Genomic DNA, 15,168 nt, shown 5'->3' on the forward strand with positions numbered 1-15,168 from the left:
GCAACCATCCGTCCGCCGACGTCGACGCTCGCGCCGAGGTGGGGGCCGGGACGACCAGCGTGCCGCCGAGCGCAGCTGTGGCGGCACCGTCGAGGAGACCACGGCGAGCTCGATCGGGTGGGCGGTGGTGCCCGCCGGCCGGGTGAGGCCGGGGCGGCCGGGGCGGCGCGTCGGGTGTCGTCCCGCGCCCTCTCCGCTCGGTCGGTCGTCGTCCCGAGGGCGACTAAAGTCGAGGGGTCTGCGAAGCCTGAGGAGTGTCCGCGCGTGTCGAACGAATCGTCGAATCCCCCCGAGAACGAGTCGTCCCTCGAGGTGACCGAGGCCGGAACGGGGTTCACGCACTTCACCGATCGGGCCGTCGTCGCCCTCCGGGTCAACGGGGAACTGCGCGATCTGGCCGCCGACGTCGTCCCGGGCGACCGCATCGAGCCCGTCCTGATCTCCTCGCCCGACGGGCTGGACATCCTCCGCCACTCCGCCGCCCACGTGCTCGCCCAGGCCGTGCAGCAGATCAACCCGGAGGCGCGGCTCGGCATCGGCCCGCCCGTCACCGACGGCTTCTACTACGACTTCGACGTCGAGGAGCCCTTCACCCCCGAGGCGATGAAGGCCCTCGAGAAGGCGATGGACCGCATCATCCGCCAGGGCCAGCGCTTCGTGCGCCGCGTCGTGACCGAGGACGAGGCCCGCGCCGAGCTGTCGGCCGAGCCCTACAAGCTCGAGCTGATCGGGCTGAAGGGCGGAGGCTCCGACGGCGAGTCGGTCGAGGTCGGCGGTGCGGAGCTGACGATCTACGACAACGTCGACCCCCGCACCGGCGACACCGTGTGGAAGGACCTCTGCCGCGGCCCGCACCTCCCGAACACCCGGATGATCGGCAACGGCTACGCCCTGACCCGCAACGCCGCGGCCTACTGGCGCGGCTCCGAGAAGAACCCGCAGCTCCAGCGCGTCTACGGCACCGCCTGGCCGACCAAGGACGAGCTGCGCGCGCACCAGGCGCGGCTCGAGGAGGCGGCCCGCCGCGACCACCGCAAGATCGGGCACGAGCTCGACCTCTTCTCCTTCCCCGACGAGATCGGCTCCGGACTCGCGGTCTTCCACCCCAAGGGCGGCATCATCCGCTACGAGATCGAGCAGTACATGCGCGAGCAGCTGCTCGCCCACGACTACGAGCTCGTCTACTCGCCGCACATCACCAAGGGCGACCTCTTCATGACGAGCGGCCACCTGCAGTGGTACTCCGAGGGGATGTTCCCCCCGATGCACCTCGACGAGCTGCAGGACGAGGACGGCACGATCACGCGCCAGGGCCAGGACTACTACCTCAAGCCCATGAACTGCCCCTTCCACAACCTGATCTTCCGTTCGCGGGGCCGCAGCTACCGCGAGCTGCCGCTGCGTCTGGCCGAGTTCGGCACCGTCTACCGCTACGAGAAGAGCGGAACGCTGCAGGGCCTCACGCGTGTCCGCGGACTCACCCAGGACGACGCGCACATCTACGTCGCCCAGGAGGACGTGGCGGCCGAGCTGACCCGCAACCTCGAGTTCGTGCTGCAGGTCCTGCGCGACTACGGCCTCGACGACTTCTACCTCGAGCTCTCGACGAACGAGGAGGGCAACCCCAAGTTCGTCGGCGACCCCGAGCAGTGGGAGGCGGCGATCGAGTCGCTGCGCGCCGTCGCCGTCGCCTCCGGCCTCGAGCTCGTGCCCGACCCGGGAGGAGCCGCGTTCTACGGTCCCAAGATCTCGGTCCAGGCGCGCGACGCCATCGGCCGCACCTGGCAGATGTCGACGATCCAGCTGGACTTCAACCAGCCCGAGCGCTTCGAGCTCGAGTACACCGCGTCCGACGGCACGAAGAAGCAGCCGGTGATGATCCACCGCGCGCTGTTCGGGTCGATCGAGCGCTTCTTCGCGATCCTCACCGAGCACTACGCGGGTGCGTTCCCGGTCTGGCTCTCGCCCGTCCAGGTGATCGGCATCCCGATCGCCGACGAGTACCTGCCCTATCTCGAGGGCGTCATCGGCGAGCTGAAGAAGTCCGGCGTCCGCGCCGAGATCGACTACTCGAGCGACCGGATGCAGAAGAAGATCCGCAACGCGACGCTGCAGAAGGTTCCCTTCCAGCTCATCGTCGGCGAGAAGGACCGCGACGCCGGAGCCGTCAGCTTCCGCTTCCGGGACGGCACGCAGGAGAACGGGATCCCCGTCGCCGACGCCGTCGCCCGCATCCGGGAGGCCATCGCGTCGAAGGCGCAGGTCTGATGGCCGGCGATCCCCGGGCGGCGGAGTCCGCCGCCGAGGAGCGCGTCCCCGAGGGCGCGGAGGGCTCCGCGCACCTCGCGGGCGTCCCCGACGAGTTCCAGCGCCTGTGGACCCCGCATCGCATGGTCTACATCCAGAAGGGTCAGCCCGGTGCCCACGACTGCCCCTTCTGCGTCGCTCCCACGCTCAGCGACGAGGAGGCGCTCATCGTCGCCCGCGGCGAGCACGCCTACGTGCTGCTCAACCTCTTCCCCTACAACTCCGGCCACCTCCTGGTCTGCCCGTACCGCCACATCCCGCTGTACGACGAGGCCACCCCCGAAGAAGTGGCCGAGATCGGGGCGCTCACCCAGACCGCGATGCGCGTCATCCGCGAGGTGTCGAACAACGACGGCTTCAACCTCGGGATGAACCAGGGCGCGGTCGCCGGAGCCGGGATCGCCGCGCACCTGCACCAGCACGTGGTGCCGCGCTGGGCGACCGACGCCAACTTCTTCCCGATCATCGCCCGCACCAAGGCGCTGCCGCAGCTGCTCGGCGACGTCCGGGCGAGCATCGCCGCAGCCTGGCCGGTCGACTAGACCGCGGAGGCCTGCGTGTCCAGCGCCGCGGGCATCCGACACCCTCTCGTAGACTTAGCTGCCGTCGGCGGAAGACGCCGCACAGAACAGGACACCGCGAACATGACTGACACCACTCCTTCGTCCTCGTCCGCCCCCGAGCAGTTCGGCTCGAGCCGCGTCAAGCGCGGGCTCGCCGAGATGCTCAAGGGCGGCGTCATCATGGACGTCGTCAACGCCGAGCAGGCCCGCATCGCGGAGGACGCGGGAGCGGTCGCCGTCATGGCGCTCGAGCGCGTCCCCGCCGACATCCGCTCGCAGGGCGGCGTCGCGCGGATGAGCGACCCCGACCTCATCGACGGCATCGTCGCTGCGGTCTCCATCCCCGTCATGGCGAAGGCGCGCATCGGCCACTTCGTCGAGGCGCAGATCCTGCAGGAGCTCGGCGTCGACTACATCGACGAGTCCGAGGTCCTGTCGCCCGCCGACTACGTGAACCACATCGACAAGTGGAAGTTCACGGTCCCCTTCGTCTGCGGTGCCACGAACCTGGGCGAGGCGCTGCGCCGCATCACCGAGGGCGCGGCGATGATCCGCTCCAAGGGCGAGGCGGGCACCGGCGACGTCTCCGAGGCCACCAAGCACATCCGCACCATCTCGGCCGAGGTCAACCGCCTGAAGTCCCTCACCCACGACGAGCTCTACGTCGCGGCGAAGGAGCTGCAGGCCCCCTACGACCTGGTCGTCGAGATCGCGCGCACCGGCAAGCTGCCCGTCGTGCTGTTCACGGCCGGCGGCGTCGCGACTCCGGCCGATGCCGCGCTGATGATGCAGCTCGGCGCCGACGGCGTGTTCGTGGGCTCCGGTGTCTTCAAGTCGGGCGAGCCCGCGAAGCGCGCCGCGGCGATCGTGAAGGCGACGACGTTCTACGACGACGCGAAGGTCGTCGCGGAGGCGTCCCGCGGACTCGGCGAGGCGATGGTCGGCATCAACGTGGCCGATGTGCCCGCGCCGCACCGCCTCTCCGAGCGTGGCTGGTAGCGCGCAGGCGCCCGTCGCGGGGGAGGGCGAGACGCGCGAGTCCCTCGAGGGCCTCCGCGTCGGTGTCCTCGCCCTCCAGGGCGACTTCCGCGAGCACGCCCACGTGCTGCGCGAGCTCGGCGCCGACGTCGTGCTGGTCCGCCGCCCTTCCGAACTGGAATCGGTCGCCGGTCTCGTGATCCCGGGCGGCGAGTCCACGGTGATGGACAAGCTGTCGCGGCTCTTCGGCCTCGCCGATCCGGTCAAGGAGGCGATCGCCGCGGGCCTGCCGGTCTACGGCACCTGCGCCGGGCTCATCATGCTCGCCGACCGCGTCCTCGACCGCATCGACGGCCAGTCGAGCTTCGGCGGTCTCGACGTGACCGTGCGCCGCAACGCCTTCGGCAACCAGCTCGACTCCTTCGAGACGGATCTCGACATCCCCGCCATCGGCGACCCGCCGATGCACGCGGTGTTCATCCGCGCGCCGATCGTCGAGGACGTGGGGGAGCGGGCGACCGCGCTCGCCTCCGTCGCGGACGGCCGCGTCGTCGCCGTCGAGCAGGGCAGCCTGCTCGGCACCTCCTTCCACCCCGAGATCACCGGCGACTACCGCTTCCACGAGCTGTTCCTGCGGAAGGTCGCGGCGACCCGCTTCGGGGCCTGACGCCCTCCAGCGTCGTCCGCCAGGGGTGGACCGTGTCGGACGTGCGGTCCACAGTGGTCGCATGCCCGAACTCCCCGAAGTGCAGGCGCTCGCGCGCGACCTCGACGAACGGCTCGGCGGCCGCGTCCTCGAGAGCCTCAGCGTGTACGCGATCTCGGCGCTCAAGACCGTCGCGATCCCGCCGTCGTCCCTCGCGGGGCGGACGGTCCACGGAGTGACCCGGCACGGCAAGTTCCTCGACCTGGCGATCGGCGACGCCCACGTGCTCCTGCACCTCGCGCGCGCCGGCTGGGTGCGCTGGCGTCCCGAGCGGCCCACCGCTCCCGTCAAGCCCGGCCGCGGCCCGCTCGCGGCGCGCCTGGTCCTCGAGGACGGCTCCGGCTTCGACATCACCGAGGCGGGCACCAAGAAGAGCCTCGCGCTCTCGATCGTCGCCGACCCGCGCGACGTCCCCGGCGTCGCCCGCCTCGGACCGGACCCGCTCGATCCCGCCTTCACCGAGGAGATCCTCGGAGCGATCCTCGCGACGGCGGGCCGCGCCCAGCTCAAGGGAGTCCTCCGCGACCAGTCGCGCATCGCGGGGATCGGCAACGCCTACTCCGACGAGATCCTGCACGTCGCGCGCATGTCGCCGTTCAAGCCCGCCTCGGTGACACCCGAGGAGCTCGACCGCCTCTACACCGCCCTCCGCTACACCCTCGAGGAGGCGCTGACGCGCGCCGAGGGCCTGCACGCCGCCGACCTCAAACGCGAGAAGAAGCTCGGCATGCGGGTCCACGGCCGCACCGGCGAACCGTGCCCGGTCTGCGGCGACACCGTCCGCCAGGTGATCTTCGCCGACTCCACCCTCCAGTACTGCCCCACCTGTCAGACGGGCGGGAAGCCGCTCGCCGACCGCGTCCTCTCGCGGTTGCTGCGCTGAGCGCAACGACCGCGTCCGCACCGATCCCCGCCCGGCGCGGCGCAGTCGGCTCCCAGAGGTGGTCGCGCAGGTGGAGCGTCCTGCGAACGGCTACGCCGATTCGCTGACACGCGAATCGCCTGTTCGCCTCGCGGATGGTCGCCGATCTGCAGGCCATCCCTTCAGATGAGCATCTTCGACACCACGGCTGTCCCTTCGCTGCTGGTCGAGTAGCCCCGCAGGGGCGTATCGAGGCCCGCCTCGGAGGCGGTCGCCGATCTGCAGGTTGACCGCCAGAGACGCACTGTTCGGCGGAGGCCCAGGACAGCGATCGATCCGTCGAAGATGCACCGTGTTCGCGATTATCACGGGGCGTCTCTGACGGATCGACCCGGGAATCGGAGTCGGATCCCACTTCTGCGAGGCGAACCGATGATTCGCGTTCCAGCGAATCGTCGTAGCCGGGCGCATGACGCTCCATCTGCGCGACCACCTCGGTGAGCCGACTGCGCGGAGCCGGGCGGGGACCGGCTCCGGTGCCGCACGGCCGGCGGGGACCGGCTCCGGTGCCGCACGGCCGGCGGGGACCGGCTCCGGTGCGGCACGGCGGGCGGGCGGCTCCGGCGCGGTACTGCGGGCAGGGACCGACCCGGAAGTTAGACTGGGCCAGCTATTGGGCGGCGCCTCCGGGGGTCGCGTCGAAACGAACATTCCGAGGGAGCACCGTGTCCGGGCATTCCAAGTGGGCCACGACCAAGCACCAGAAGGCGATCAAGGACTCGCGTCGCGCGAAGTCGTTCGCCAAGCTGATCAAGAACATCGAGGTGGCCGCCAAGATCGGCGGCGCCGACCTCTCCGGCAACCCGACGCTCGTCGACGCCGTGCAGAAGGCGAAGAAGACCTCGGTCCCGAACGACAACATCGACCGCGCGATCAAGCGCGGCGCCGGCCTCACCGGTGAGGTCATCGACTACACGACGATCATGTACGAGGCCTACGGCCCCAACGGGATCGCACTCCTCGTCGAGTGCCTCACCGACAACAAGAACCGTGCCGCGGCCGACGTCCGCACGGCGATGACCCGCAACGGCGGCACGATGGCCGATCCGGGCAGCGTCGCCTACAACTTCGCGCGCAAGGGCGTCATCTCGGTGCCGCACGGCGACAGCGTCTCCGAGGACGACGTGCTGGGCGCGGTCCTCGACTTCGGCGTCGACGACGTCATCGACCACGGCGAGAGCTTCGAGGTCCGCACCGAGCCGAGCGAGCTCGTCCCGGCGCGCTCGGCGCTCCAGGAGGCCGGCATCGACTACGACTCGGCCGACGTCGAGTTCGTCGCCTCCCTCCAGGTCGAGGCCGACGCCGACACCGCCCGCAAGGTGTTCCGCCTCATCGACGCGCTCGATGACTCGGACGACGTGCAGAACGTCTACACGAACCTCGACATCACGCCCGAGGTGCGCGCCGAGCTCGAGAACGACGAGGAGTGACGCGGTGACCCCGGTCCGTTCCTGGCGGGCGCTCTGATGCGCGTCCTCGGGATCGATCCGGGGCTCACCCGCTGCGGAGTCGGGATCGTCGACGTCGCCCGTGACCGCCGGGCGACGCTCGTGCACGTCAGCGTGCTGCGGACCCCGACCGACGACGCTCTCGAGCGCCGGCTGCTCGCACTCGGTGACGGCATCGAGGCGCTGCTCGACGAGCACCGGCCCGACGCGGTCGCCATCGAGCGCGTGTTCGCGCAGAACAACGTGCGCACCGTGATGGGCATCGCGCAGATCAGCGGAGTCGCGCTCGTCGCCGCCGCCCGCCGCTCGCTCCCGGTCGGCATGCACACCCCGAGCGAGGTGAAGGCGGCCGTGACCGGCTACGGAGCCGCCGACAAGCGGCAGGTCACCGCGATGATCCAGCGCGTCCTGCGCCTGGACGCCCCACCGACTCCGGCCGACGCCGCGGACGCCCTCGCGCTGGCGGTCTGCCACGCCTGGCGCGCCCCGCTCGCCACCCCGGGCGGCGCCGGAGACGAGACTCCGGCGCAGCGGGCGTGGCGCGCCGCGGAGGCCTCCACTCGAACGCCTGTTCGAGCACCTAGACTGACGCGGTGATCTCCTCCCTCCGCGGCACCGTCCTCTCCGCCCGCGGGAGTCTCGCCGTCGTCGACGTCCACGGCGTCGGCTACGCGGTCAACGTGACCCCGCAACACGCGCTCGAGCTGCGCGTCGGAGACGAGACGACCCTCACCACGACGCTGATCGTCCGCGAGGACTCGCTGACGCTCTACGGCTTCCCCGACGCCGAGCAGCTCGAGATCTTCGAGCTGCTCATCGGAGTGACGGGAGTCGGCCCGAAGTCCGCTCTCGGCGTCCTCGGCGCGATCGAGCCCGACCGCATCGCGCAGGCCGTCGCCGACGAGGACGACGCCGTGTTCCGCAAGGTGACCGGCATCGGGCCCAAGACCGCGAAGCTCATCGTGCTGAGCCTCGCCGGCAAGCTCGCCGTGCGACCGCGGGCCGCTCGCGGGTCGGGGCCCGGAGCCACCGCCGCGCAGAGCGTCCTCTCGGCCCTGGTCGGCCTCGGCTGGCCCGAGCGCACCGCCGCCGAGGTCGTCGACGAGATCCTCCTCGATGCGCAGGCCTCCGACACCGCGAACGTCCAGGCGCTCCTCCGCCTCGCTCTCGCCCGCCTCGGCCCGGCGGCGCGCTCGTGAGCGACGACGTGCTCGGCCCCGAGGTCGCCTCCGAGGCCGAGATCGCGTTCGAAGGGGCGCTGCGCCCCAAGAGCCTCAGCGAGTTCGTCGGGCAGCGGAAGGTGCGCGGCCAGCTCGAGCTGCTGCTCAAGGCGGCTGCGATGCAGGGCCGCACGCCGGACCACATCCTGCTCGCGGGCCCTCCCGGTCTCGGCAAGACCACGCTGGCGATGATCGTGGCCGAGGAGAGCTCCTCGCCGCTGCGCCTCTCGAGCGGCCCGGCGATCCAGCACGCGGGCGACCTCGCGGCGGTGCTGTCCTCGCTCCTGCCGGGCGAGATCCTCTTCATCGACGAGATCCACCGGATGGCGCGCTCGGCGGAGGAGATGCTCTACCTGGCGATGGAGGACTTCCGCATCGACATCATGGTCGGCAAGGGCGCCGGAGCCACCTCCGTCCCGCTCGACCTCGCCCCCTTCACCCTGGTCGGAGCCACGACCCGCTCGGGCCTCCTGCCGAATCCGCTGCGCGACCGCTTCGGATTCACGGCCCACCTCGAGTTCTACGCGGAGGACGAGCTGCGGCAGGTCCTCACTCGTGCCGCGCGTCTGCTCGATCTCGACATCGACGGCGAGGCCGTCGCCGAGATCGCCGGCCGCTGCCGGGGCACCCCGCGCATCGCCAACCGGCTGCTGCGCCGCGTCCGCGACTTCGCCCTCGTGCACGGCGGACGCGCCGATGTCACCGCGGTCCGCGCTGCGCTGGATCTCTACGACGTCGATCCGCTCGGACTCGACCGCCTCGACCGCGCGGTGATGGACATCGTGCTGACCCGCTTCGACGGCGGCCCGGTCGGCCTCAACACCCTCGCCGTCTCGGTGGGGGAGGAGGCCGAGACCGTCGAGGCCGTCGTCGAGCCGTTCCTCGTGCGGATCGGGCTGCTGACCCGCACGCCGCGGGGGAGGGTCGCGACTCCGGCCGCGTGGCGCCACTTCGGCCTGGAGCCTCGCGGCGGCCCCTCGGCGGGGCCCCAGCAGTCCCTCTTCGGAGATGACCTATAATCTTCAAGGCCCGACGGGCCGCTCGATCCGCTCACGACCGGCACTGACGCCGAGGATCGCCACCCACTCCGGAAGGCTCACCCATGGATCCGACGATCATTCTGCTCGTCCTTCTTCTCGCCGTGATGATCATCTTCATGTTCCGCAACAACAAGAAGCGGCAGCGTGATGCGGAGAAGATGAAGAGCGGCCTCGTCCCCGGAGCCGAGCTGATGACGGGCTCCGGTCTGTTCGGCACCGTCGTCTCGATCGACGACGACGAGAACAAGGTCGTCATCGAGTCGACCCCCGGCACGCTCCTGACGATCCACCGCCAGGCGATCGCCCGCATCATCGACCCGGCCGAGAACGAGGTCGCCGTCACCGACGAGGACGAGGCCGAGCCGGTCGTCGCCGGCGAGTCGCCCGCGTTCGGCGAGCGCGACGCCGCGCACCAGGACCCGCTGGTCGACCCCCTCGACCGCGACCGCAAGCCGGACGCGCAGTAGTCTCCAGGGCGGGCCGGGCGCGAGAGCGCCTCGCCCGCCCTTCCACGTCCGGGGCGCATCCCTGGCCGATCACCGTCGAACGAAGAGAAAGCTGAGCCCTGGGTGGCCGCATCAACCCCCGTCCGGAAGGCCCGGCGCTCTCTGAGCTGGCTCGGTGTCCTGATCCTCGCTCTCGTCGGGCTCAACACCGCTGCCGTCCTCTGGGGCGGTGGCTCCTGGACTCCGAAGCTCGCACTCGACCTCGAGGGCGGCACGCAGATCGTCCTCCAGCCGCAGCTGACCGACGGTGAGACCGTCTCGTCGGAGCAGCTGACCCAGGCCGTCTCGATCATCCGACAGCGCATCGACGCGTCCGGCGTCTCCGAGGCCGAGATCACGACTCAGGGCTCGAGCAACATCGTCGTCTCGATCCCGGGCACGCCCGATGACGAGACGCTGCAGCGCATCGAGGCCTCGGCGAAGCTCGACTTCCGCCCCGTGCTGGTCGCCAGCCAGGCCACGAACACCGCGGTCGGAGGCGATTCGACCGCCTCCCCGACGCCGACACCCGTCGACCCGTCGCTCTCGACCACGCCGACCGCGTCGCCGTCGAACGCGAGCGACCTCGCCTACGTCACCCCGGCGCTCGAGGCGCAGTACACGTCGTTCGACTGCGCGTTCCTCAACAGCCAGGACCCGAACCTCGCGCCCGCCGATCAGCCGCTGATCACCTGCGACGACAGCGGGACCGTGAAGTACATCCTCGGCCCGGTCGAGATCACCGGCGAGGACATCTCCGACGCCTCGAACGGCCTGATGACGACCTCCTCGGGCGCCAGCACCGGCACCTGGGCCGTCAACCTCTCCTTCGACGATCAGGGCACCGAGGCCTTCGGCGCCGTCACCTCGCGTCTGGTCGCGCTGACCGGCTCGCAGAACCAGTTCGCGATCGTCCTCGACGGCCGGGTCATCTCGGCCCCGTCCACGAACGCCGCGATCACCGACGGCAACGCCCAGATCTCGGGCTCGTTCACCCAGGAGTCGTCCAAGACCCTGGCCGACCAGCTCAAGTACGGCGCCCTGCCGATCGGCTTCCAGGTGCAGAGCTCCGACAGCATCTCGGCGACGCTCGGGTCGACGCAGCTCGCCAGCGGCCTGCTCGCCGGACTCATCGGCCTGATCCTCGTCGTCGTCTACTCGATCGCCCAGTACCGCGTGCTCGGCGCCGTGACCATCGCGTCGCTGATGGTGGCCGCGATCGTGACCTACCTCGTGGTGACGATCCTGTCGTGGCGGGAGGGGCTGCGTCTCTCCCTCGCGGGAGTCGCCGGTCTGATCGTGGCGATCGGCATCACGGCCGACTCGTTCATCGTCTACTTCGAGCGCATCCGCGACGAGCTGCGCGACGGGCGGGGGCTCGAGTCCTCGGTCGAAGCCGGCTGGCGGCGGGCGCTGCGCACGATCTTCGCGTCCGACATGGTCAACCTCCTCGCGGCCGTCGTGCTGTTCGCCCTCGCGGTCGGCAGCGTCCGCGGCTTCGCACTCACGCTCGGCATCACGACGCTGATCGACCTCGTGGTCGTGATCCTGTTCACGCACCCGATGCTGCAGCTGCTCGCGACGACGAAGTTCTTCTCCGAGGGGCATCGGGCGTCCGGGCTCGACCCGCGCGCCCTCGGCGCCGTGTACCGCGGTCGGGCGGCGTTCCGTCCACAGGACGCGGTCGTCGCGGGCAGGGGCTCCTCGGCCGCCCGCGAGGCCGCCAAGCGCCAGACCATCGCCGAGCGCAAGGCCGCTGAGGCGGCCGGCCGGTCGACGTCCAACGATGCGAACGGGAAGGACGCGTGATGGCCAGCTTCTCGCAGTTCGGAAACGACCTCTACACCGGCAAGCGCTCGGTCGACTTCGTCGGCCGCCGCCGCACCTGGTACCTGATCTCGATCGCGATCATCCTCCTGACCGTCCTCGGGACGGCCGCTCGCGGAGGATTCAACTTCAGCATCGAGTTCACCGGCGGCTCGGAGTTCACGGTCACCTCGCCGTCGAGCCTCGACCAGGCCGCCGCGACCGATGCGGTGACCTCGGTGTCGGCCGACGCCGTCCCGCGCGTCTCGGTCGTCGGCGACGACTCGATCCGCGTGCAGACCAGCCAGCTCTCGACCGACGAGTCGACCGCCGTCCGCAACGCCCTGGCCGAGGCCTACAGCGTCCCGAACGACCAGGTCGCCTCCTCCTTCATCGGGGCGGCCTGGGGCTCGGACGTCACGCAGCAGGCGGTGCGCGGCCTGATCATCTTCGTGGTGCTGGCGGCTCTGGCCATGTGGGCGTACTTCCGCACCTGGAAGATGTCGCTGGCGGCGATCGTCGCCCTGCTCCACGACCTCGTGATCGTGGCCGGCGTCTACGGCATCACCGGCACGGAGGTGTCGCCTGCCGCAGTCATCGGCCTCCTGACGATCCTCGGCTACTCGCTCTACGACACGGTCGTGGTCTTCGACAAGATCCGCGAGAACACGGCGGAGGCGCTCGGCAGCACGACGAAGACGTTCTCCGAGACGGTGAACCTCGCCGAGAACCAGACCCTGGTGCGCTCGATCAACACGTCGATCGTGGCCGCACTCCCGGTCGCCGCGATCCTCGTCATCGGAGCGTTCGTCCTTGGAGCCGGGACGCTGCGCGACATCTCCCTTGCGCTGCTGATCGGCATCATCGTGGGCACCTACTCCACGATCTTCGTGGCGGCTCCGCTCTACGCGCAGCTGCGCAGCCGTGAGGCCGACGTGGCCAAGCACGACAAGCGCGTCGTCACCGCTCGCGAGCGGGCCGTCACGCCCGTCGTGCAGGGCTCGTAGGAGGCGTCGTGGCCGAGTACGCACAGGTCTCCGCCGCCGATGCGGTCGGCCTCGTCGGGCGCGACGAGGTCTGGCTGCTCGACGTGCGCGAGCCGCACGAGTGGGAGGCGGGCCACGCGCCCGCCGCCCACCACATCCCGATGGGCGAGCTGGGCGGGCGGCAGGACGAGCTGCCCGCGGAGGCGGCGATCCTCGTCGTCTGCCACTCGGGCGTCCGATCGGCCATGGTGACGCAGGCCCTCGACCGGGCCGGGTACGAGGTCGCCAACGTCGAGGCCGGCATGACCGCCTGGGCGGCGGCCGGAGGCGCTGTCGTCGCGGGCGACGGGACTCCCGGCCGGATCGACTGACGCCGCTCCCGTCCGCCCTGGGCGGAGCGGTCACGGGAGCGGCCGACGCGGGCGATAATGGGGCGATGGAGATGCCCGCGTGAGCGACACCACGACCACGTCCTCGACGGCTGCCCTGCGCAGACTGGTCCCGCGGATCTTCTCGCGCGCTCAGCCCTCCGGGGCGGTCGACACCCTGGTGCGCACGGTGCGGATGCACCACCCCAAGAGCGACATCGCGCTGATCGAGCGGGCCTACTCGGTCGCCGAGCGCGCGCACTCGGGGCAGAAGCGCCGCAGCGGCGAGCCGTACATCACGCACCCCCTCGCGGTCGCGCAGATCCTCGCCGATCTCGGCATCGGCTCGAAGACGATCGCCGCCGCGCTCCTGCACGACACGGTCGAGGACACCGACTACAAGCTCGATGAGCTGCGCGCCGACTTCGGCGACGAGGTCGCGATGCTGGTCGACGGCGTGACCAAGCTCGACAAGGTCAAGTACGGCGACAGCGCCCAGGCCGAGACCGTCCGCAAGATGATCGTCGCGATGTCGAAGGACATCCGCGTGCTGATCATCAAGCTCGCCGACCGGCTGCACAACGCGCGCACGTGGGGCTTCGTCCCGGCGGAGTCGGCTGCCCGCAAGGCCACCGAGACGCTCGAGATCTACGCCCCCCTCGCCCACCGCCTCGGCATCCAGGCGATCAAGTGGGAGCTCGAGGACCTCTCGTTCGCCGTGCTCTACCCCAAGATCTACAACGAGATCGAGAGTCTCGTGAAGGTGCGCACGCCTCAGCGCGAGGAGTTCGTGCAGAGCGTCATCGACCTCATCAGCGAGGATCTGCGCGCCGGCAAGATCCGAGGCCGCGTCGTCGGACGGCCGAAGCAGTACTACTCGATCTACCAGAAGATGGTCGTTCGAGGGCGCGAGTTCGACGAGATCTACGACCTCGTCGGCATCCGCGTGCTCGTCAACTCGGTGCGCGACTGCTACGCGGTCCTCGGTTCGATCCACGCCCGGTGGACCCCGATGCCCGGGCGCTTCAAGGACTACATCGCGACTCCGAAGTTCAACCTCTACCAGTCGCTGCACACGACGGTCGTCGGCCCGAAGGGCCGCGCGGTCGAGATCCAGATCCGCACGAACGAGATGCACCAGCACGCGGAGTTCGGCATCGCGGCGCACTGGAAGTACAAGGAGCAGATGGCCACCGGCAAGGTGCCCACGAACGGCTCGAACGACACCGATCTCGCCTGGCTCGCCCACCTCTCCGACTGGCAGTCCGAGACGACCGACCCGAACGAGTTCCTCGACTCCCTCCGCTTCGAGATCGGAGCGAAGGAGGTCTACGTCTTCACGCCGAAGGGCCGGGTCATCGGGCTGCCGACCGGCGCGACTCCGGTCGACTTCGCCTACGCCGTGCACACCGAGGTGGGCCACCGCACCATGGGCGCGAAGGTCAACGGGCGTCTCGTCCCGCTCGAGTCCTCGCTCACCACGGGGGACGTCGTCGAGGTCTTCACCTCGAAGAACCCCGACTCCGGCCCGAGCCAGGACTGGCTGAACTTCGTCCAGAGCCCGCGTGCGCGCAACAAGATCCGCCAGTGGTTCACCAAGGAGCGCCGCGACGAGGCCATCGAGCAGGGCAAGGACTCGATCGCCCGCGCGATGCGCAAGCAGAACCTCCCACTGCAGAAGCTGATGAGCCAGGACACCTTCACCGAGGTGGCCAGCCAGCTCCGCTACAACGACGTCGAGGCCCTCTACGCCGCCGTCGGCGAGGGCCACGTGTCGACGCAGTCGGTGCTCGAGAAGGTCGTCGCCTCGATCCAGGGTGATCCGGAGTCGGACGAGAACGAGGTCACCCTCCCGCGCTCTCCGCGCCCGCGCAGCCGCAGCAGCGAGTCGGGTGTGCTGGTCAAGGGCGCCCCCGACATCCTGGTCAAGCTCGCCAAGTGCTGCACGCCGGTCCCGGGGGACCAGATCGTCGGCTTCGTCACCCGCGGTGCGGGCGTCTCGGTGCACCAGGCCAACTGCCACAACGTGCAGGAGCTGCTCAAGGAGCCGGAGCGGATCGTCGACGTCGAGTGGGCGCCGTCGTCCAAGAGCATCTTCCTGGTGCAGATCCAGGTCGAGGCGCTCGACCGCTCGGGACTGCTCAGCGACGTGACCCGCGTGCTCTCGGAGCACCACGTGAACATCCTCTCGGCGACCGTGTCGACCTCGAGCGACCGCCTGGCGATCAGCCGCTTCGTCTTCGAGATGGGCGACACCACCCACCTCGACCGCGTGCTGAACGCCGTGCGCCGGATCGACGCGGTCTACGACGTCTACCGGGTCAACGCCGGCTGAGCCG

Annotated in this window: 14 protein-coding genes; all 14 read left to right on the top strand. The window is 70.2% G+C overall.

Annotated features, from left to right (window positions below; translation table 11 throughout):
* Positions 1-312: 312 nt before the first annotated feature.
* The 14 genes from thrS (at position 313) to GSU68_RS08095 (ending at position 15,164) form a co-directional block, all read left to right on the top strand.
* Entirely contained in the window at positions 313-2,268 is a 1,956-nt protein-coding gene (gene thrS, locus GSU68_RS08030; protein WP_244259472.1) for a threonine--tRNA ligase, read from the top strand.
* Positions 2,268-2,849: an HIT domain-containing protein gene (locus GSU68_RS08035; protein WP_159907103.1), complete on the top strand. Its 582-nt coding sequence runs from the start codon at positions 2,268-2,270 to the stop codon at positions 2,847-2,849. Before thrS ends, GSU68_RS08035 begins: the two co-directional genes overlap by 1 nt.
* Positions 2,850-2,951: 102 nt before the next feature.
* On the top strand, positions 2,952-3,869 hold the full coding sequence (gene pdxS / locus GSU68_RS08040) for a pyridoxal 5'-phosphate synthase lyase subunit PdxS (RefSeq protein ID WP_159907105.1): 918 nt from the start codon (positions 2,952-2,954) through the stop codon (positions 3,867-3,869).
* A complete protein-coding gene (gene pdxT, locus GSU68_RS08045) occupies positions 3,859-4,515 on the top strand; it encodes a pyridoxal 5'-phosphate synthase glutaminase subunit PdxT (protein ID WP_279631062.1) in 657 nt (218 codons plus the stop codon). The genes pdxS and pdxT overlap by 11 nt, the downstream gene beginning before the upstream one ends.
* A gap of 61 nt (positions 4,516-4,576) precedes the next feature.
* Complete coding sequence (locus GSU68_RS08050) at positions 4,577-5,437, top strand: DNA-formamidopyrimidine glycosylase family protein (RefSeq protein WP_159907109.1); 861 nt, start codon at positions 4,577-4,579, stop codon at positions 5,435-5,437.
* 704 nt (positions 5,438-6,141) lie between these two features.
* The gene (locus tag GSU68_RS08055; protein WP_159907111.1) at positions 6,142-6,906 is read left to right on the top strand and encodes a YebC/PmpR family DNA-binding transcriptional regulator; all 765 of its coding nucleotides are present in this window, start codon (positions 6,142-6,144) and stop codon (positions 6,904-6,906) included.
* A 36-nt stretch (positions 6,907-6,942) separates the two neighbouring features.
* Entirely contained in the window at positions 6,943-7,521 is a 579-nt protein-coding gene (gene ruvC, locus GSU68_RS08060; protein WP_159907113.1) for a crossover junction endodeoxyribonuclease RuvC, read from the top strand.
* On the top strand, positions 7,518-8,123 hold the full coding sequence (gene ruvA / locus GSU68_RS08065; protein ID WP_159907115.1) for a Holliday junction branch migration protein RuvA: 606 nt from the start codon (positions 7,518-7,520) through the stop codon (positions 8,121-8,123). The genes ruvC and ruvA overlap by 4 nt, the downstream gene beginning before the upstream one ends.
* On the top strand, positions 8,120-9,163 hold the full coding sequence (gene ruvB, locus GSU68_RS08070) for a Holliday junction branch migration DNA helicase RuvB (RefSeq protein ID WP_159907117.1): 1,044 nt from the start codon (positions 8,120-8,122) through the stop codon (positions 9,161-9,163). Before ruvA ends, ruvB begins: the two co-directional genes overlap by 4 nt.
* Before the next feature lie 83 nt (positions 9,164-9,246).
* Complete coding sequence (gene yajC / locus GSU68_RS08075) at positions 9,247-9,651, top strand: preprotein translocase subunit YajC (protein ID WP_159907119.1); 405 nt, start codon at positions 9,247-9,249, stop codon at positions 9,649-9,651.
* 102 nt (positions 9,652-9,753) lie between these two features.
* A complete protein-coding gene (secD, locus tag GSU68_RS08080; protein ID WP_159907121.1) occupies positions 9,754-11,478 on the top strand; it encodes a protein translocase subunit SecD in 1,725 nt (574 codons plus the stop codon).
* Positions 11,478-12,482 carry a protein translocase subunit SecF gene (gene secF / locus GSU68_RS08085; RefSeq protein ID WP_159907123.1) on the top strand — a complete coding sequence of 335 codons (1,005 nt, stop codon included), beginning with the start codon at positions 11,478-11,480 and terminating at the stop codon, positions 12,480-12,482. The genes secD and secF overlap by 1 nt, the downstream gene beginning before the upstream one ends.
* Before the next feature lie 8 nt (positions 12,483-12,490).
* The gene (locus GSU68_RS08090) at positions 12,491-12,832 is read left to right on the top strand and encodes a rhodanese-like domain-containing protein (RefSeq protein WP_159907125.1); all 342 of its coding nucleotides are present in this window, start codon (positions 12,491-12,493) and stop codon (positions 12,830-12,832) included.
* Positions 12,833-12,911: 79 nt separating this feature from the next.
* A complete protein-coding gene (locus GSU68_RS08095) occupies positions 12,912-15,164 on the top strand; it encodes a bifunctional (p)ppGpp synthetase/guanosine-3',5'-bis(diphosphate) 3'-pyrophosphohydrolase (protein WP_159907127.1) in 2,253 nt (750 codons plus the stop codon).
* Positions 15,165-15,168: the final 4 nt, after the last annotated feature.

The sequence above is a fragment of the Rathayibacter sp. VKM Ac-2759 genome (genome assembly GCF_009834225.1).
Lineage (GTDB): Bacteria > Actinomycetota > Actinomycetes > Actinomycetales > Microbacteriaceae > Rathayibacter.